General features: G+C 64.7%; 14 protein-coding genes. 8 read left to right on the forward strand and 6 right to left on the reverse strand.

Translation table 11 applies throughout. From position 1 onward, the window contains the following. Position 1: 1 nt before the first annotated feature. The 5 genes from CA260_RS16860 to CA260_RS16880 all read right to left on the reverse strand — a co-directional run bounded on the left by CA260_RS16860 (position 2) and on the right by CA260_RS16880 (position 7,613). Entirely contained in the window at positions 2-952 is a 951-nt protein-coding gene (locus CA260_RS16860; protein WP_111984169.1) for a DUF58 domain-containing protein, read from the reverse strand. Between the two features lie 162 nt (positions 953-1,114). Next, positions 1,115-2,098, reverse strand: coding sequence for an AAA family ATPase (locus CA260_RS16865; protein ID WP_111984170.1), 984 nt, complete (start codon positions 2,096-2,098; stop codon positions 1,115-1,117). Between the two features lie 67 nt (positions 2,099-2,165). Then, positions 2,166-4,694, reverse strand: coding sequence for a fused MFS/spermidine synthase (locus CA260_RS16870; protein WP_111984171.1), 2,529 nt, complete (start codon positions 4,692-4,694; stop codon positions 2,166-2,168). Positions 4,695-4,815: 121 nt separating this feature from the next. Continuing rightward, positions 4,816-6,483: an arylsulfatase gene (locus CA260_RS16875; RefSeq protein WP_111984172.1), complete on the reverse strand. Its 1,668-nt coding sequence runs from the start codon at positions 6,481-6,483 to the stop codon at positions 4,816-4,818. A gap of 98 nt (positions 6,484-6,581) precedes the next feature. Continuing rightward, on the reverse strand, positions 6,582-7,613 hold the full coding sequence (locus CA260_RS16880) for an HAD family hydrolase (protein WP_238149798.1): 1,032 nt from the start codon (positions 7,611-7,613) through the stop codon (positions 6,582-6,584). Positions 7,614-8,185: 572 nt separating this feature from the next. Here CA260_RS16880 and CA260_RS16885 point away from each other — a divergent pair. The 5 genes from CA260_RS16885 to CA260_RS16905 all read left to right on the forward strand — a co-directional run bounded on the left by CA260_RS16885 (position 8,186) and on the right by CA260_RS16905 (position 14,846). Next, positions 8,186-8,695: a hypothetical protein gene (locus CA260_RS16885; RefSeq protein ID WP_111984174.1), complete on the forward strand. Its 510-nt coding sequence runs from the start codon at positions 8,186-8,188 to the stop codon at positions 8,693-8,695. A gap of 461 nt (positions 8,696-9,156) precedes the next feature. Continuing rightward, entirely contained in the window at positions 9,157-11,349 is a 2,193-nt protein-coding gene (locus CA260_RS16890; RefSeq protein ID WP_111984175.1) for a toll/interleukin-1 receptor domain-containing protein, read from the forward strand. A 68-nt stretch (positions 11,350-11,417) separates the two neighbouring features. Further along, the gene (locus CA260_RS16895; protein ID WP_111984176.1) at positions 11,418-11,816 is read left to right on the forward strand and encodes a hypothetical protein; all 399 of its coding nucleotides are present in this window, start codon (positions 11,418-11,420) and stop codon (positions 11,814-11,816) included. Between the two features lie 17 nt (positions 11,817-11,833). Next, the gene (locus CA260_RS16900; RefSeq protein ID WP_238149799.1) at positions 11,834-13,648 is read left to right on the forward strand and encodes a DUF4231 domain-containing protein; all 1,815 of its coding nucleotides are present in this window, start codon (positions 11,834-11,836) and stop codon (positions 13,646-13,648) included. 265 nt (positions 13,649-13,913) lie between these two features. Continuing rightward, positions 13,914-14,846, forward strand: a complete 933-nt coding sequence (locus tag CA260_RS16905; RefSeq protein ID WP_238149800.1) for a YihY/virulence factor BrkB family protein — start codon at positions 13,914-13,916, stop codon at positions 14,844-14,846. Between the two features lie 18 nt (positions 14,847-14,864). Here the strand turns inward: CA260_RS16905 and CA260_RS16910 are convergent, their stop codons facing one another. Continuing rightward, the gene (locus CA260_RS16910) at positions 14,865-15,284 is read right to left on the reverse strand and encodes a type II 3-dehydroquinate dehydratase (RefSeq protein WP_111984177.1); all 420 of its coding nucleotides are present in this window, start codon (positions 15,282-15,284) and stop codon (positions 14,865-14,867) included. A gap of 211 nt (positions 15,285-15,495) precedes the next feature. Here CA260_RS16910 and CA260_RS16915 point away from each other — a divergent pair, with 211 nt between their 5' ends. The 3 genes from CA260_RS16915 to CA260_RS16925 all read left to right on the forward strand — a co-directional run bounded on the left by CA260_RS16915 (position 15,496) and on the right by CA260_RS16925 (position 17,708). Continuing rightward, positions 15,496-16,005 carry a gluconokinase gene (locus tag CA260_RS16915; protein WP_238149801.1) on the forward strand — a complete coding sequence of 170 codons (510 nt, stop codon included), beginning with the start codon at positions 15,496-15,498 and terminating at the stop codon, positions 16,003-16,005. Between the two features lie 148 nt (positions 16,006-16,153). After that, positions 16,154-16,783 (forward strand): class I SAM-dependent methyltransferase, encoded by a 630-nt coding sequence (locus CA260_RS16920; RefSeq protein WP_111984179.1) that lies wholly within the window; start codon positions 16,154-16,156, stop codon positions 16,781-16,783. A 28-nt stretch (positions 16,784-16,811) separates the two neighbouring features. Continuing rightward, positions 16,812-17,708, forward strand: a complete 897-nt coding sequence (locus CA260_RS16925; protein WP_238149802.1) for a flavin reductase — start codon at positions 16,812-16,814, stop codon at positions 17,706-17,708. Positions 17,709-17,923: the final 215 nt, after the last annotated feature.

A 17,923-nucleotide genomic window follows, 5' to 3' on the forward strand; every position in this document is an offset into this window, starting at 1 on the left:
CTCAGGCCCTCCGTTGCGCGAAGTGGCCGAGCAGGCGGGCGACCTGATGCACGGTCGGCTGCTCGGTATCGAGCACGAGCAATGGCACGCCGCAGCGTCGCAGGAGATCCACGGTCTGCTGCAACCGCGTGTCGAACATCGCGCCGAGCGGTTCGCGCACGGTCTTGCGGCCGAAGTCGATCTCCACCTGCAACTCGCCTTCAGTCACGACGATCTTGCCGCTGGCGGGCATGGCCCGCGCCGAAGGGTCGTACACCAGCACGGCGATGACGTCGTTGTGGGAGGCCAGTTCGCGCGTCAGTTTCAGGGTCTGCTCATCCGCACCTAGAAAGTCGCTCACCACGCAGACGAGATAGTCATGGGTGGCCAGGTGCAAGGCCGAACGCAACGCCGCGTCGAGCTGGCCCGCATGGGGGCGCACCGGCGTATCGGCATGCAAGGCCTGGTTGCTGCGTGCCAGCATGCCCAGCGTGGCCAGCACGCGGCTGCGGCTGCGGTGCGGCCGCACGGTGTCGATGCGACGGTCGTCGAACACCACGGCGCCGGCGCGGTCGCCCGCCTGGAAGGCCATCCACGCACCCAGCGCGGCCATCTCGGCCGCCACCACCGATTTCATCGCGCGCCGCGTGCCGTAGAACATCGAGATGCGCTGGTCCACCACGAACAGCGCGGGGCGATCGCGTTCCTCGGTATAGGACCGCACCAGGGCATGGCCCACGCGCAAGGAGGCTTTCCAATCGAGATGGCGCAGGTCGTCGCCGGGCACATACGCGCGGATCTCCTCGAAGTTGAGCCCGCGTCCGCGCAGCCGCGACGCGTGGCGGCCGGCGAGGATGCTGTGGTGCGGGCGATGGGGCGTGGCCGCAAGGCGACGGGCGTCGTACTCCAGCCGCGCGAGGTGCGCGGGTGTGACGTAGACGGTGCCGATGTCGCTGGGTTGTGTCTGGGCCATGTGGGTACCACAGCGTTTGTCTCCTTCTCCCCTTCGGGGAGAAGGTCGGGATGAGGGGCGGCCTTGCGGGAAGACTTCCAAGAGCAGGCTCTATTTCAGGGCTTTCTCGAGCACCCACCCCTCACCCCAGCCCTCTCCCCAAAAGGGGAGAGGGAGCGAAATTCAAGCCGGCACCGCCACCAGCTCCAATATCTTGTCGATCACCTGATCGGCATGAATGCCTTCGGCGCTCGCGTCATAGGTGAGGATGAGCCGATGGCGCAGCACGCCATGGGCCATCGCGCGCACGTCGTCAGGTGTGACATGCGGGCGACCTTCCAGCCATGCGTTGACGCGCGAGGTGCGCTCCAGCGCAATGCCGCCACGGGGGCTCGCGCCGATCTGGATCCAGGTGCCCAGCGTCTTGTCGTAGCGATCCGGATGCCGCGTGGCGTCGACGATCGCCATGATGTACTGCTCGATGGCCGGCGCCACATGGATGCCATGGATCTCCTTGCGCGCCTCGAACACGCGTTCGGGCTCGATGCGCGCGCCCGCATCTTCCGCGCTGCCGCCGGTCGCGGTGGCGATCTCTTCGCCGCGCACCAGCGCGAGCACGCCGATCTCGCTGTCGCGATCCGGATAGTCCACCAGCACCTTCATCAGGAAACGGTCGAGCTGCGCCTCGGGCAGCGGATAGGTGCCCTCCTGCTCGATCGGGTTCTGCGTGGCCATCACGATGAACAGGTCCGGCATCGCGTGCGTGGTGCCGGCCACGGTGATCTGCCGTTCCTCCATCGCTTCCAGCAGCGCTGCCTGCACCTTGGCCGGCGCACGATTGATCTCGTCGGCGAGAATCACGTTGCCGAAAATCGGGCCGGGCTGGAACTGGAAGACGTTCTGCCCACCCTGCTGGTGCAGCACTTCGGTGCCGGTGATGTCCGAAGGCAACAGGTCGGGCGTGAACTGGATGCGGCGCATCTGCGCGTCGAGGTTCTTCGCCATGCTCTTCACCGCGCGCGTCTTGGCGAGGCCCGGCAGGCTTTCCAGCAACAGGTGGCCGTTCGCCAGCAAGCCGACGATCATCTGCCGGATCAGCTCGCGCTGGCCGATGATCGACGTCTCCATCTGCGTCTGCAGTGCGTTGATCGCCTCTCGCGCGCTCATGGTCCCTCGTTGCCTCCCGACTTTCCCTTGCGCCGCGCCCACCACCACCGCACCGCGCATGTCCAGGTTATGGACCTCCACCGGCAATCCATCGGTAATACGGATTGCTGCCATCCACGCGCATCACCTGCTCCAGCGCGCCGCCCCAACGCTCACGGTCGCCCTGGTACGCGGCCAAGCCTGAAGCGTAAAAGGTGAACAAGACGTCGTGCTGCATCCGCATTTCGGCCTGCAGGTCGGCACTGGCGCCATGAATCGGTGGTTGTGTCTGCGTCGCGATCAGCTCGGGCAGCACACGCACGATCTCGTTACGACGCACCCATGTCGCGTATTCGATGCTTGGCCGGTCGTCGGTCACGGCGGGCGTGTCGCCGGCATAATGTTCCAGGGATGCGCGACCGGATACCCAGGTGGCGAGCAGGGCCGCCGGCGATTCGATGCCCACCTCACGCAACGATGCCGCCACGCTCGGCTGGTTGAATCGTCGTTCGATCTGCGCGGCGTCAAGCTCGATCGGTTCGTTCGAACCCACCAGCAACATTTCGTGCAGTTCGGTCGTCCACAAGGTGGCGTGCGGAAACGCATCAAGGAACGCGCGCACCATCGCACGCGAATCCTCATCGTTCTGCGTGGCGATCGGCCACCACTGCGCGAGCAGGCCGTGGTCGTTGAGTCGCGACGCGGCCAGGCGGTAGAAATCGCGCGAGTACAGGTTCACCACGCCGGACGCCGAGGGCGGCGGTGGTTCCAGCGTGATCATGTCGTAGCGCTGCGTGCTGCGCAGCAGCTCGCGCCTGCCATCGCGCAGGCGAATGTCGAGCCCCTTGTCAGTGGTACCCGCGCCATAGTTGCCCTGGAACTGCGGTGCAGCGCGCACCACGGCCGGGAGCAACTCGGCAACGACACGTGAGGTGAGCCCTGGATACTGCGACAGCGCACCGGCGGTAATGCCCGTACCGAATCCGATCACCAGCGCCGACTTCGGCTCGCCCTGATGGATGATCAAAGGCAGCAATGCCTGCAGTCGCATGTAGCGCTGCGAGGGCAAGGTATCGCCGGAGTTGGACACGCCCTGGATGTAGAGGCGATGGAAGGCGGCGTCTTCCCTGCCCTGCGCCAGCACCGCTACGGTGCCGCCGCGGCTTTCTTCGTAGTAGGTGACCTCGCCGCCACGCGCGTGCGCCAACAGGGTGGCCAGTTTGTCCGCGGGTGTCAGCATGGCCAGGGCCAACGAGCACATTCCCACCAACGGCACCAGCCAACGTTTCCCATCGCGCGGTGCGCGGCCGGCGAACACGGCCACGAGTCCGACCAGCGCGGCGGCAACCGCGAGCAAACCCAGTGTGCGTACCAGCCCAAACATCGGCACCAGCACGAAGCCCGTCAACGTCGTTCCGACGATGCCACCCAGCGTATTGAGCGCAACGGCGCTCCCCACGCCCTGTCCACTTCGGCCAGGCTGTGCGCACAACCTAAGCACGGCGGGAAATGCCGCGCCCAACAACAGCGTCGGCGCCAGCACGATGGCGGCCGCCGCGAGGGCAAAACGCGCGCACATCGCGACGAGACGGCTTCCCGTCGCATCGTTGAATATGCCGGCCAGCGCCGCCTGCGCGTCGCCGAGCCACGGGCCCAGCCAACTCACCTGCAGCAGGGCCATCAGACCGGCCAGGGCGATGAGTACGCCGAATGCCGTCCACGCATCGCGCACGCGCTCGGCGAAGCGCGCATAGATCGCGCTGCCCGCCATCAGGCCCAGCAGATAGACGGCCAGCATCATGGCGAAGGCGAACGCGCGCGTGCTCATGAACTGCACCACGGTCTGCGACCACACCACTTCGTAGCCCAGCGCAATGCCGCCAGCGATGGCGTAGAGCGCGAGTGCCAGGCGTGCAGACGGCGTAGCAACCGTAGCGTCATGGTTCGGCGTCTCTTGCCTCAACGCCGGTGCCCGATCAAGCACGAAGGCCAGCGCAGCCGCCAGCAGATTGAGCACGGCCGCCGCCCACGCGGAACCCTGCACACCAAGTGCCGGCAACAGCACGAACGGCGCCAGCAGCACGCCGGCAATCGCGCCCGCCGTATTGGCTGCGTAGAGCCGACCGCCCGTACGTGCCACGCTATCCCGCGCGCTGACTCGCACCAGCACGGGCAAGGTGCCACCCATCGCCACCGCGGGTACGCCGACCAGGGCGAAGGGCAACAACCACGCAAACCATCCCGCATGGAGTTCCAGCCACGCAAACGTAGCGGCGCTGTGCGCCAGCAACGTGGTGGAAGCCACGGCCAGACATGCGACGGCGCACTCCAGCCACGCGTAAAGACGCAGCGGGCGTGCGAGACCATCAGCGATGCGGCCCAGCCACGCGCCACCCACGGCAAGGCCGGCGAAAAACGCGCTCACCGCGATGGTGACAGCGTAGACCTCCACGCCCACCACCAGCGAAAGCTGCTTGATCCAGAGGAGTTGGTAGACCAGCGATGCGGTGCCGGAACCGAACAGGAGCAACGCAGGCCAAAACGATATGGCGGACGCTACGGGCTTGGCCGCGGAAGCAAGCTTTCCAACGCGGCGCTGCCGCACGGCACTGGGCATGGAACTCACGCGAGGTTGCACTCCCTGCGAGTATGGAGGGATCGCCGGCCGACAGCGCAAGCGCTGCCGACCGACGATGGGGTGAAAGGTGGCGACATCCTTGTCGCCGACATCGTCAGGCTTACTTGCCTTCCTTCTGCAACTGCATCTTCAGCTTCTGCACCGCCTGGTCGATCGTGAAGCTGGCCGGCGTCTGGCTCGGCGGATAGTCCTTGAAGGTATTGAGCATCTCGAAGACACGCCGGTTGCCTTCGAACAGCAGGTAGGCATTGTCCACCTCCCACTTTTCCCAGCCGGTGGTCGGACCGATGCTCGCGCGCTCATACGGGTCCATGCGCAGGTTGTAGAGACTGGGTGTACGCGTGCAGGTGAATGGCTCAGCCCAGATATTGAAGCCGCCTTGCGCACGCTGCTGGCAGAACACGACCTTCCATGCATCGGGCCGGCTTCCACCGGGCTCGATGGGATCCCAGCGCACCGCCACGATCTCGGCGTCGTCATTGAAGTAGAAGAACTCGTCGCGTGGCGACGTATTGGTCTTTCCCGTCAGGTAGGGCAGGAAGTTGTAGCCGTCCAGGTGCACCTTGTAGCTCTTGCCGCCGATGCTTTCGCCCTTGAGCAGCTTGTTGGTGATGTCCGGGTCGCCGGCTGCGGCCACCAGGGTGGGGAACCAGTCCAGGCCCGACATGAGCGCGTTGCTCACTGTGTTCGGCCGGATATGGCCAGGCCAGCGGACCATCGCCGGTACGCGGAACGCGCCTTCCCAATTGGAATCCTTTTCGCTGCGGAACGGCGTATTGGCGGCATCCGGCCAGGTGAAGAAGTTCGGGCCGTTGTCGGTGGTGAACACCACGATGGTGTTCTTGGCGATGCCTGCATCGTCGATCGCCTTGAGCAGCTTGCCCACGTTCTGGTCCATCTCCCACATGCCGTCGGCGTACTCATGCCCCTTGCCGAGGCCGGCCTTGCCGGAAAATTCCGGCCGCACGTGCGTGAAGATGTGCATGCGCGTGAAGTTCATCCACATGAAAAACGGCTGCTTGGCCTGCGCCTGCTTCTGGATGTAGGAAGCCGCGGCGCCGGTGGTCTCGTCATCGATGGTCTCCATGCGCTTGACGGTCAGCGGGCCGGTATCCTCGATCTTGCCATCCGAATAGGTGTGCAACACGCCACGCGGGTTGTAGCTCTTGAGGAAGGCCGGATTGTTCTTCGGCCAGTACGGGCGCTCCGGCTCCTCTTCGGCGTTCAGGTGATAAAGGTTGCCGAAGTATTCGTCGAAGCCGTGCTTGGTGGGCAGGAAACGGTCCTGGTCGCCCAGGTGGTTCTTGCCGAACTGCGCGGTGGCATAGCCCAGGCCCTTGAGTGCCTGCGCGATGGTGACGTCGCGATCCTGGATACCCACCGGCGCACCGGGAATGCCGACCTTGGACATGCCCGTGCGCAACACCGTCTGGCCGGTGATGAAGGTGGAACGACCCGCCGTGCAGCTGTTCTCGGCGTAGTAGTCGGTGAAGATCATGCCCTCGCGGGCGATGCGGTCGATGTTGGGCGTGCGATAGCCCACCAGGCCCATCGAGTACGCGCTGATGTTCGACTGGCCGACGTCATCGCCGAAGATCACGATGATGTTCGGCTTGCCGTTGTCGCCCTGCTCCTGTTGCTGGTCCTGTGCCGGTCGCGCCTTGACGGCACTCGGCTCCATGGTGACAGCGCCGACGACGAGCAAGGCCGTCGCGACTACCGTCGTCAGTGATTTCAACAAAGTGCTGCGCTGCCACGGGGGAAACATGGGGTACCTCCTGGGTGTTGCGGCTGCGCCAGGCAACCGTCGGTGATGCAAGCCTTTCCATGACGGCACCCTGGCCTGGTGCCGCAACCCTCACTGCGTTACTTCTGCTCCGCTGGAAAAACCGCTTTCCAATCCTTCTGCATGTCGACCACGGTCCATCCCTTGGCCGTTGCTTCATCGAGTGCCTTGTCCAGCTTTCCCACCGGCGACTGGCGGTCGTAGGCCCATTCGCGCGCCGCGTCGGTGTGGTGCACCAGGCCGGCGAAGCGCGCGCCGTCACCCGAAGCCGTCCACTCGAGCATCTGCTGGTCGCCATCGGAATTGCCGAACGCGAAGATCGGCTTGCGCCCGATGAAACGCTCGATGCCGACGGGCTTGCCCGGGCCGTCATCGATGAGCGCCACCTTCGCCTCCTTCATCAATACGGGCTTGCCGTCGCGCAACTCGAATTTCAGTTCGCCCTGGCTGCCGATGATCTGCTCGGGCGGAATGCCGTAGACGGCCGTCGCCCAGGCGCGCATGAAGTCCTGCCCGCCGCCGGAGACGATGTACGTCTTGAAGCCGTTGTCGCGCAGGTAATGCACCAGCTCGAGCATCGGCTGGTAAACCATCTCGGTGAACACGCGGTGCGTCTCGGGGTGGCGCGCGGTGGACATCCACGCGTTGACGTTGCGCGCGAATTGTTCCGTGGTCATGCCCGCATGCGTCGCCGCCATCAGCTGGGCGATGCCTTTTTCGCCGGAGGCGGCGACGCCTTTGAGGTCACCGGCAAGGGCCGACTTGAAGGGTTCCGTGGTCTTCCATTCCGGATGCTGCGGCGATTGCGCCTTCACCTGGTCGATCACGAAGAAGAACTGGAAATAGATGGGCTGCTCCGCCCACAGCGTGCCGTCGTTGTCGAACACCGCGATGCGTTGTTCGGCGGGCACGAAGTCGGATGAGCCGGTGGTGGTCACCTTCTTCACGAAATCCACGATGTGCTGCCTGGCCGCACCGTCGTTCCATGAAGGCAGGACGTCCTGCGCTGCCAGGCTGGCATTCACCCAGCACAACAGGCAGCACAGCATCAGCAGCAGCCTGGGCCAGGCCCGGGAAGCACGGCGACCTGCAATGACGGCTCTCGCGACCATGGTGCTCTCCATGTGTTCTTCGCCCGGAGAGCCGCTCGCGCGTCAGGCGCGCACCACTCCCCCTGCCAACATGCATCGCCCGCTATACAGCGACACATGCTTCGGACGTGCTTTTTCCAGCACATCGGCCTGCACCATTGCGGATTCCCATGGCTCTGACAATTCGAGAGTCTACGTAGCGTTTCTACGCAAAATTACTGAGATCCCGCTCGACGTCGCGTGGTTGCTGGCTTTCACGCGTGACAGCGAGGTGAAGAAAAAGCGGCGCTCTTGCCGCCTGGCCGGCAAGACGCGCGATAATGGCCGTCGCCATGGGGAGCCGGCGCGACGCGCGCCGACATCGGCTCGACAACCGCCCGACGTACGAGGACTTCCGTCACGGATGGCGTTCTTGCGTGGAGCGGGCACGTCATGGCGCATGGTGTCGATCCATCCGCATTGCCTATTCCGTGCCTCCGTCTTTCGGGCGGAACGTCACCGCGCGCACGTCGCTTGCCCGGCGATGCGCATGCGCCACGCGACAGGACGCGCATGCCGACCGAGCCCCCTCCCTTGGCGGACCGGAGTAGCCCATGGTCATACACACCCTTCCCGTGAAACTCGTCGTGCGGCGGGGCCAGCCACCTTACCTCGCGGTAGGCATACCCAAGAGCGCCATCCGGCTCGGCCGCAAGCCCAGGCCGCAAACGATCCGTTGGCAGCTGCAACACCATGGCGTGCCGGGCCGGTTCAACGCGCTGGACGATGCGATTTCGCCGGGCTTTCTCTGGATAAGCCCGCCGTTTCCGGGGATTTTCGGCCCGCCCAGGATTGGCGATCGCGGACAATCCATCACGCTGTTGGACGATCACAATCTCGAAGAGAAGATCGGCACCTGGTACTACCGGCTCAGCGCCACGATCGGCGGCGTGGTCTATCGCACGCGTTTCGAATCGCCCTATCCCCCGCGCGTAGGCCCCTTGCGCAGCAGCCGCATGCCCGCGGCCACCCACAGTGGCTCCACTGCAGTATCGCCCTTGCCACCTTTGATCTTCGGCTTTGACCCGCGAACCGCCGGCAACCCCACGATCAAGAATCGCTGAGCGGCCGGCTCACCCCTATGGGAGAACGCTATGTACATGACCTTCAATGGCGACCTGACGGCAGGCCCTCGTCGCTCTCGCACCACCGCGTCCACATCGGCGCCAGCACCGGCTCCCGCGCCGGCTCCCGCACCCGCCCCGGCTCCGTCCCCTGACAAGACTCCTACGCCGGACACGAGTAATCCGCTGATCAAGAACCGCTGAAGCGCCACTGCGGGAGGCAGCCTTCGGCCAAGCAAGCTTGAAGACAGCATGACGGCTGTCGGCGGACGGAATACGCCATATGGACGTCATACGTTTGGCCGTCCAGAAGGCCCGCTTGCGCGAACACGTGCTAGGCTGCCCAACCTAGGGGAGCCAGCCGCCTTCACGTGTCGGCGCTGGCCAAGCTTCGCCGCCGCCCATGCGTGAGGATTGCCCGGCAAGGGATTGCACTAGCTGGTACAGGAGTGCGACTCGTCATGGCGCAGGAAACCGGCGTACCGACATTCCGGTATCGCGCATTCATCAGCTACAGCCACCAGGACAAAGCCTGGGCCGACTGGCTGCACCGTTCGCTGGAAAGCTATCGGATTCCACAGCGCCTGGTGGGGCTGGAGACATCGGCAGGCGTCGTTCCCAGGCGCCTCATGCCGGTCTTTCGTGATCGCGACGAACTGGCCAGCGCCACCGACCTTGGCCGCAAGGTCAACGAGGCCCTGTCGCAATCGGCCAACCTGGTGGTGATCTGCTCTCCCCACTCGGCGAAGTCACGTTGGGTGAACGAGGAAGTGCTGGCCTTCAAGCGGCTGGGCCATGCCGACCGCATCTTCTGCCTGATCGTCGACGGCGAGCCCAACGCCAGCGAACTCGCCGGCGGCGAAGCCAAGGAGTGTTTTGCCCCCGCGCTGCGTTTTGAATGGAATGGCATGGGCAGCTTGTCCGACGAGCGCACCGAGCCCATCGCGGCCGATGCGCGGCCTGGCAAGGATGGCCGGACCAACGCGAAACTCAAGCTGGTCGCTGGCGTGCTCGACATCGGCTTCGACCAGCTCAAGCAACGCGAACAGCAACGCCATCAGCGCCGGCTTGCGGCCATCGCAGCAGTCGCGGTCGGCATCATGCTGATGACATCGACGCTCGCCGTGATCGCCGTTCGAGCGCAGCGCGTCGCCGAGCGCGAGCGCAACCAGGCCGAGGGCCTGGTCAGCTTCATGCTGGGCGATCTCAACGACAAGCTCGGGCAAGTGCAGCGCCTGGATATCATGGAGGCGGTGGACGATCGCGCCATGGCCTATTTCCAGTCCTTGCCGAACAACGACGTCACCGACCTGTCGCTGGAGCAACGCGCCAAGGCGCTGGAAAAAATCGGCAGCGTACGCACCGACCAAGGCCACCTCGATGCCGCCATGCAGTCCTATCAGGCGGCCGCCAACATTGCCGGCGCGCTGGCGGAGCGCGATCCGCGGAATGCGGCGAGGCAAGTGGCCTACTCGCGCGTGCTCGCATTCATCGGCATCACCGAGTGGTACCGCGGCAACCTGCCGGCGGCGGAGAAGAACTTCACGACGGCGCAGGATGTCCTGCGGCGCATGCCGCTGACCGGCACGCCCGACAAGGACTTCATCCAGCAATGGGCCACCGTGGACAACAACCTGGGGCACGTACTGGAGTCGCAAGGCAAGCTCGACCAGGCCGCCATGCAATACCAGAGCATGCTCACGCATTGCCGGGAACTGGTGCGCGGCAAGAACCCAAAGACGGACTGGCAGGAACTGCTCGGCGAAGCGCACAACAATCTCGGCAAGATCGCACTGATGCAAGGCGACCTCGCCACGGCCATCGCCGAGTACCGTGCGGACGACGCGATCGAAACCACGCTGAGCAACCGCGACCCGCGAAACCACGACCAGAAGGAGAACATGGTCCGCGTGCGCGCCATCCTCGGCCGCACCATGGCATTGGGCGGCGATGTGGACGTCGGCGGCGCGCGCCTGCAGCAGGCGATCGATGGCGCCATGCAACTCTCGGAGTTCGAACCCAAGGAGACGGGCTTTCGCGCCAAGGTGGCGTTGTATTCGACCCAGCTCGCGCGTCTGCGCCGCCTCGCTGGCGACCGTGATGCGGCGAAGCAGTTGAACGACCGCGCGCTGAAGATCTTCGGCGACATCACGCACCAGGACCCGAGCAATGCGGAGTGGAAGCAGGACTTCGCCGAAGCGCAGGTGGAGCAGGCCGCGCAATCGCTGGCCGCCGGCGATAACGCGCAGACGCAGACGCAGGCCGGCCAGGCGCTCGCGGTGCTCGCGCCCATGCACGACAGCCAGCCCGGCGAACGCACGCTGCTGCTGGACACCGCGGCCGCGCGACTGCTGCTTGCCGCGAGCACCGGCGACGCGGCGAAAGCCGCGCAATGGCGCCAGCAAGTGGTCAAGGACATCGCCTCGGTCGCCAGCGGCGCCGCCGATCCGCGTCTCCTCGCCTTGCGCGTCAACGCGCTGCTTAGCCTCGACCGCGCGCCCGAGGCAGCTCCGCTCGTGCAGCAGCTATGGGATTCGGGCTATCGCGATCTCGACCTGCTCGCCGCGCTGAAGCATCGCGACATCGACTATCCCGCCAATGCGGCCTTCCAGCAGCGCCTGCAGGCGGCGCTGGCGAGGAGCGACCCGCAGTAGCACCCTCTTCCGCCCGGAAACACCCACCGAACAGGGATCCTGCCGCATCCTGACCTGAGGAGCACGTGATGGCCAACGACCTAGCTGTGACCTTGAACGAGAGCACGAATCCATGGCTCGTGGACGTCGATCAGAAGAACAACGCCAACCATGTGGCCCGCAGCAACCAGACCCAGACCATCACGTGGCAGCTCAACGGCAATGCGGCGTCGGGAAAGATCGTGAGCTGCAACTGGGTCAACAACCCGCCCGCCACCAACCCTCCACCCGCCGGGATCTTCGGGCCGTTCGTCATCGCGCCGAACGGAAAGTCGATGACCATCACCGACCTCAACAACAGCACCAGCACCACCGGTGACTGGATCTATCAGATATCGGTCCAGCTCGTCGACAACGGCCCGATCTACCAGAGTGGCTACGTCTCCATCACCGGCACTGCAACCAACCCAACGATCAAGAACAACTGACCGCACCAGGGGGCGTCATGCATCGCAGGGACAACTCGGACGTGGATTCGCAGGATGTGTCGGTCAAACCACCTGCGATGCATGACTCGTCGCCACGCCAGGCAAGCTACTCCGTGTCGGCCATACCGCCGGGTTCGGCCATGACACCGCTGGTGGTCGGCATCACCAGTCACCGCAACATTTCGTCGGCGGAGATCGAGCCCATACGCGCACGAGTCACCGCCTTCTTCGAGATGCTTCGACAGGAATTTCCCGGCTTGCCGCTATGCGTGCTTTCCGCGCTGGCGGAAGGGGGCGACCAGTTGGTCGCGCACGTCGCGCTCGAAGCAGGCGCGCGGCTGATGGCGCCCTTGCCGTTGCCGATGGACCTCTACCTCGACGACTTCCCCGCGCCGTCGGCGCGCGCGCATTTCGAAGCCTTGTGCGAACAGGCCCAGTTGATTCCACTGCCGCTGCCACGGGGACCTTCGCATCATGCCGTGGCCATGCCCGGCCCATCACGCGACCGCCAATACGCCAAGGCGGGCGTATTCATCGCCAGCCACTGCCATATCCTTCTCGCCATCTGGGACGGCAAGGATTCGGGACGGCTGGGAGGCACGGCACAGGTGGTCAACTACCATCTCAACGGCACCCTGCCGGGCCTGGTCGAACGCCATCGCGAAGCGCGGCATGTGCTCGGCAGCGGCGACGAGCGTCTGCTGTACCACATCGTCTGTTCGCGCGAGGGAGACCATGGCGACGTCGCACCGGGCCTCCTGCCGCTGCAGACCTACTGGCGCTGTGGCGACTTCACCACCACCGACCGCACGCCACCGCCCGAGTTCTGCCAGATGTTCACGCACATGTCGGAATTCAACGGCGACGGCGTGAAGTACGCGGACGACATCGCGAAGGCGTCATGCAACGAGAGCGGCCGCATACTTACCGACGGCAACGCCGTCGGGCGCATCTTCCGTGCGGCGGATTGGCTGGCCATCCATTTCCAGAAACGTGTCCTGCTCGCGCTGAGGCTCACCTACATCCTGGCGGCCCTGATGGGCATCGCCTTCACGTTCTACGCGCACCTGTCCGAGCAGGACTTCCTCATCTACACCTTCCTGCTGCTGTTCGCGCTCGGCGCGCTGATCGCCATACTCGCGCGCCATCGCGGCTGGCACCGCAAGTACCTCGACTATCGCGCCCTCGCCGAAGGGTTGCGCATACAAGCCTATTGGCGCCACGCCGGAATATCGGCCACCGGCGAGCATGAGTTCGCCCACGACAATTTCCTGCAGAAGCAGAACATCGAGCTCGGCTGGATCCGCCATGTGATGCGCGTGGCAGGCATTGACCCGTTGCCCAACGTCGACACGCGCCACGCGACGGCGCTCTCCGAAGTCATCGACGAATGGGTCGGCGAATCCGGCAAGAGCGGCCAGTTGCATTACTTCGAACGCAAGACCCTCGAACGCACCGGCCTGCATCACGTGACCGAAACCATCGGCATGGTCAGCCTCTGGGGCGGCATCTCGATCAGCGTATTCCTCGCCATCTTCGCCCTGCGCCTGCCGGAGAGCATCAAGACCACCATGGTGATGATGATGGCCGTGCTCTCCATCATCGCCGCCGTGCGCGAAGCCTATGCCTATCGAAAGGCCGACAAGGAGCTCATCCGCCAATACCGCTTCATGCAACGCATCTTCGCCAGCGCACGCGCCGCCCTGGACCGCACCGGTGACCCTGCCAAGCAGCGCGAAATCCTCCTCGCCCTGGGCGACGCCGCGCTCACCGAGCACGCGGAGTGGACCCTGATGCACCGCGAGCGCGATGTGGAGCACAGCAAGTTCTGAACTGTCCTCGCGGCCAACCTTCATACGCATTCGAGCGGCACCGGGCGTCGCAGGAGAATCCGGCACGCCCTGATTGCATGGGTTCACCCCCTTGGCGTCGCGGCTTTGCGACACGAGGTTTTTCCAAGACTTGCGGGTCTCTCCTTGCCGAGGCGCCCGTTTTCAAGGACAAACGTCCACGCAGCGACGACGTTCCGTGCACGATTTCCCTCGTGCCGAGATATGACGATAGGGCCGAGACCATCGCCCTGCCCTGCGGCTCCGCATGCCCAAGCACCGAAACAAGTTGATGATCACGCTCTCGTCGACGGTGGACGCCTTCAACGACGATGAGCTGATGACGCGTGCGGCCGCGCTGGCCTTCTACGCCGCGCTGTCGTTCGCGCCGATCCTGCTGCTACTGGTATGGACGGTATCCGTGCTCCAGCCCGCCTGGCTGGAGCAGATGCTGGCCATGATGGCCACCCTGGTCGGGACACGAGCGGCGGGCGCGATTGACGACGTGGTGAAATCCGCGCACGCCCATCCGCAGCTGGGCAATCTCGCCGGCCTGGTGGGCATGGGCATCACACTCTTCAGCGCGTCGGCCGTCTTTGCCCAGCTGCAGGGCACGCTCAACCGCGTGTGGCACGTCAAGCCCAAGCCCGGCGCGGCCATTGGCGCATGGCTGAAGGCTCGCGCACATGCCTTCGCGCTACTTGTTGGCGTCGGCTTCCTGCTGATTACTTCCTTCGTGGTAAGCGCCGCGATCCAGGCATTGATACCGGGCCAGGACACCTTGTGGAAGGCGATTGAATACATCGTTTCGGTGGTGGTCTTCGTCGTCGCCTTCGGCGGCATGTACAAGGTGCTGCCGGACGCCGCCATCGAATGGAAGGACGCCGTCATGGGCGCGCTCATCACCACGCTGCTGTTCCTGCTCGGCAAGTACGCCATCGGTTTCTACATTTCGCACGCGAACGTTGGCGGCGCCTATGGACCCGCCGCCGCGTTCGTGGTGCTGCTCACCTGGGTGTACTACTCATCGATCATCGTGCTGGTCGGCGCGGCGCTGACACGCGCCGTCGCGGAGGCTCGCGGCAAGCCGATATTGCCAAGCGACCACGCCGTGGAGATCGAGACCAAGCTGGCCGAAGTCAGTGAGCCCGGTGGCGCGCCGAAACGGGAAGACGACGAACCCTGGCAGCGGCACCGTTGACCCAGCAGATACCACGATTCATGCGGCAAGCTGGCGCAAGGCGATCCCCAGCGCGATGCGATAGCTCGTCGCCAGGTCGCCATTGATCACGATGGTCGCCAGCGGCGCGCCGTGCCGGCCGTCAGCCCGTTCCACCACAGCGCCGCTGTCGTCGTGCACCTCGACGTACGGCGAGGCCAGCGCCTCTAATGCTTCGTCGAGGCCAGCCTCGGGATGGGCGCGGGCTTCTTCGGCGAGATTGCCCGGCGCCAGCAACATGAATTCGGCGCCTTCAGCCTTCGCCTCGCGCACCCTGGCGACAAGCTCGCGAAGTCCTCCGCACGTGCATACCGACATGTCCTGCCCCGCGGCTCGCATCAGAGAGTCGAAGCGGGCCGAGAGGTCACCGCCGGCGAAATGGCCGGCGGTATGCGGTCCCTGCACGATCAGAATGGTCATAACCCAGGTCCGGTGCGCAGTATCTGCGTTGACGACATGGTGCTACCGCAGGCGATAAAAACGCTGCATTGCCATGGCGCCGCGGCGTAAATTCCCCGCCATTTTTCTGTCTTCTTTCATACCGACGGCGCGATCCACCGGTAGGCAGCGGCTGCGCGGGATATGCTGAGCATCACCGATGCCAGGAGAGGGACCAGCCATGCCTGACCACATGCGCGCCATCGTCGTCATGGGCGTGAGCGGCTGCGGCAAGACCAGTGTCGGCATGGCACTGTGCGAGCGCATGGGTTGGCGGATGATCGAAGGCGATGCGTTCCACTCCGAGCACAACGTCCGGAAGATGGAGGCCGGCGTGCCGCTCGACGATGACGACAGAAAGGATTGGCTGGACCGGTTGGGCGTGGCGCTGGCGAATGCGGCGATGGCCAACCAACCTGCCGTGCTCGCCTGCTCAGCCCTCAAGCGCCGCTATCGCGACACCCTGCGCCGGGCCGTGCCGGGCCTGGGCTTCGTCTTCCTCAAACTGTCACCCGATGCTGCCGCCGAGCGCGTCAACCGGCGCTCTGGACACTTCATGCCAGCGAGTCTGATCGACAGCCAGTTTCGCGACCTGGAGCCTCCCACGAACGAAGCTGGCGTGCTCACGGTCGACGCGCTCGACCTGCTGGAGGCCAACATCGATCGCATCGTGGCCTGGTGGAGCGCTGAAGCCACCCTCTGACGAGGCACGTGGAGCTGTCGCCCTGCCCCATGCCACGCAACCTTCCCGTTCGTGAGAGGCACTCACCCGGGCAGGTATGGCTACCTGCACGCGAAGGCGGGTGAGGCCCCGTCGAGCGATTCACGGGAATGTCGGCAGGGTACGCGACATGCATACGGGTGAGCAGTACCACAACTTCATGCTGGCCTCCGAACGAGACTGCGCCGTGCGCGGACGGTTCCAGAGGATGGTGCTTGGTCTGCTGGGCAAGGACGAAGGCATCCTCGACTTCGGCGCCGGTACCGGCATCGATGCGAAGACCTATTCGGCCCACGGTCACCAGACGTTCGTCTACGAGCCGTCGGAGGCGATGCGCAACTACCTTGACCATCACTGCCAGGACGAAATCATCCGCAAGACCATCGTGTCGGTCGCCTCGCCAAGCGAGTGCAGGGTGCAGGCGGTCACCGCGAACTTCGCCGTGCTCAATCACATCGAGGATCACGCACCGCTGTTCGAGGAGTTGTCCCACACGGTGAGCCCGGGCGGGTTTGTGCTGGCGAGCATGCTCAATCCGTACTATCTCGGTGATGCACGCTACCGCTGGTGGCGACGCAACCTCGCGACGCTCATGCGTAGCGGCCACTACGCCATCGCCAGCGAGAGCCACATACACCGGTTTGCACCACGCGTCGTGGCGCGTGCGGCAGAGCCGTTCTTTCGATTGGAGCGCGTCACGCCGCGAGGCCTCGGCCTGGCAACCCACCTTTACATGTTCCTGCTATTCAGGCGTTCCTGACATGTGGAAAGACTGGATAAGGCCGTTCGTGCGCCCGCTCCCACAGTGGTCGACCATTGCCGTGGCGCCTCCCCAGCAGGACGTCACCGCGAGCTTGCGCTGGAATCACCAGTCCGCCGATGTCACCACCGACCATACGGTGGCCTCGCTAAAACCGCTTTCAATTGCGACGAGCCTCGACGCGGGAGACACCCCCACGCTCGAATACACGGACAGCGCCACGGGAAAAGTACTTGGCGTGCTGTACCTGGCCAAGGCGACATCCATCGCCATCGAAGGCGCCTGCATCACCGTCTATCACGTCAGTGGCAGCGAGCACCGCTGCCTTCCGTGGCCGCGACGTTCGTGGAATCAGTGGCTGCAGAACCGCGTCATGCGCAAGAGCAACACCTCGCATCATGCGTTGATGGATCCAGACTCGGTGCAGCAGCTGATGATCGCCTATCTCTGCCCCAGGCCAGTCATCCTGGTCTCGGTCGATGCGCGGGGTCACCGGAACATGTTTCCGATGGATCTGATCGGGCCACTGCAACGCAGTGCCCTCTTCTCCCTCGCCCTGCGCAACACCAATGTCTCCGAGCCCGTCATGCGCGACGCGTGCAAGGTGGCGCTTTCCAGCATGCCGGCCTCGATGAAGGGCACCGTCTACAAGCTCGCCGAACACCACAAACAGGCGCTCGACGACTGGACCGCGCTGCCCTTCCCGACGCGCCCCTCGCAGGCATTCGGCATCCCCGCCGTTGCCGCCGCACTGCGCATTCGCGAGCTCAGCATCGTGCACGCCCATGACATGGGCTCGCATACCTTCTTCCTCGGCCGCATGGCTTCCGATGAAGATCTCACCGAAGGCGCGCAGCTGCACCACACCGCGGGTTTCCACCAGGCGTATCGACGCCAGCGCAACGCGGCATTTGAGGAGGTCTGACCGACACCGCCTGTTTCAGACGATGCGCCGGCCCTATCGGAGAAAATGAAAAGGGCCGACGGATGGTCGGCCCCTTCGTGTACTCGCGCTGATTTCACCTGACGACTCAGAACGGTTCTTTCTACCTGAGAGAAACCCCCACCCGGCGCAACGCAAGCCAGTAAGCCAATCCTGACCTCGAAACCGTACTGGAAGTGGAGATTCCGTCAAGATTT

This window comes from Dyella jiangningensis, from assembly GCF_003264855.1.
Classification (GTDB): domain Bacteria; phylum Pseudomonadota; class Gammaproteobacteria; order Xanthomonadales; family Rhodanobacteraceae; genus Dyella; species Dyella jiangningensis_C.

What these genes read in the sequence shown, in the direction of transcription:
- CA260_RS16860 (WP_111984169.1), bottom strand. Translation starts at nt 952, where the DNA reads ATGGCCCAGACACAACCCAGCGACATCGGCACCGTCTACGTCACACCC.
- CA260_RS16915 (WP_238149801.1), top strand. Translation starts at nt 15,496, where the DNA reads ATGCGCGCCATCGTCGTCATGGGCGTGAGCGGCTGCGGCAAGACCAGT.
- CA260_RS16875 (WP_111984172.1), bottom strand. Translation starts at nt 6,483, where the DNA reads ATGTTTCCCCCGTGGCAGCGCAGCACTTTGTTGAAATCACTGACGACG.
- CA260_RS16885 (WP_111984174.1), top strand. Translation starts at nt 8,186, where the DNA reads ATGGTCATACACACCCTTCCCGTGAAACTCGTCGTGCGGCGGGGCCAG.
- CA260_RS16880 (WP_238149798.1), bottom strand. Translation starts at nt 7,613, where the DNA reads ATGGTCGCGAGAGCCGTCATTGCAGGTCGCCGTGCTTCCCGGGCCTGG.
- CA260_RS16870 (WP_111984171.1), bottom strand. Translation starts at nt 4,694, where the DNA reads ATGCCCAGTGCCGTGCGGCAGCGCCGCGTTGGAAAGCTTGCTTCCGCG.
- CA260_RS16905 (WP_238149800.1), top strand. Translation starts at nt 13,914, where the DNA reads ATGCCCAAGCACCGAAACAAGTTGATGATCACGCTCTCGTCGACGGTG.
- CA260_RS16920 (WP_111984179.1), top strand. Translation starts at nt 16,154, where the DNA reads ATGCATACGGGTGAGCAGTACCACAACTTCATGCTGGCCTCCGAACGA.
- CA260_RS16895 (WP_111984176.1), top strand. Translation starts at nt 11,418, where the DNA reads ATGGCCAACGACCTAGCTGTGACCTTGAACGAGAGCACGAATCCATGG.
- CA260_RS16865 (WP_111984170.1), bottom strand. Translation starts at nt 2,098, where the DNA reads ATGAGCGCGCGAGAGGCGATCAACGCACTGCAGACGCAGATGGAGACG.
- CA260_RS16900 (WP_238149799.1), top strand. Translation starts at nt 11,834, where the DNA reads ATGCATCGCAGGGACAACTCGGACGTGGATTCGCAGGATGTGTCGGTC.
- CA260_RS16890 (WP_111984175.1), top strand. Translation starts at nt 9,157, where the DNA reads ATGGCGCAGGAAACCGGCGTACCGACATTCCGGTATCGCGCATTCATC.
- CA260_RS16910 (WP_111984177.1), bottom strand. Translation starts at nt 15,284, where the DNA reads ATGACCATTCTGATCGTGCAGGGACCGCATACCGCCGGCCATTTCGCC.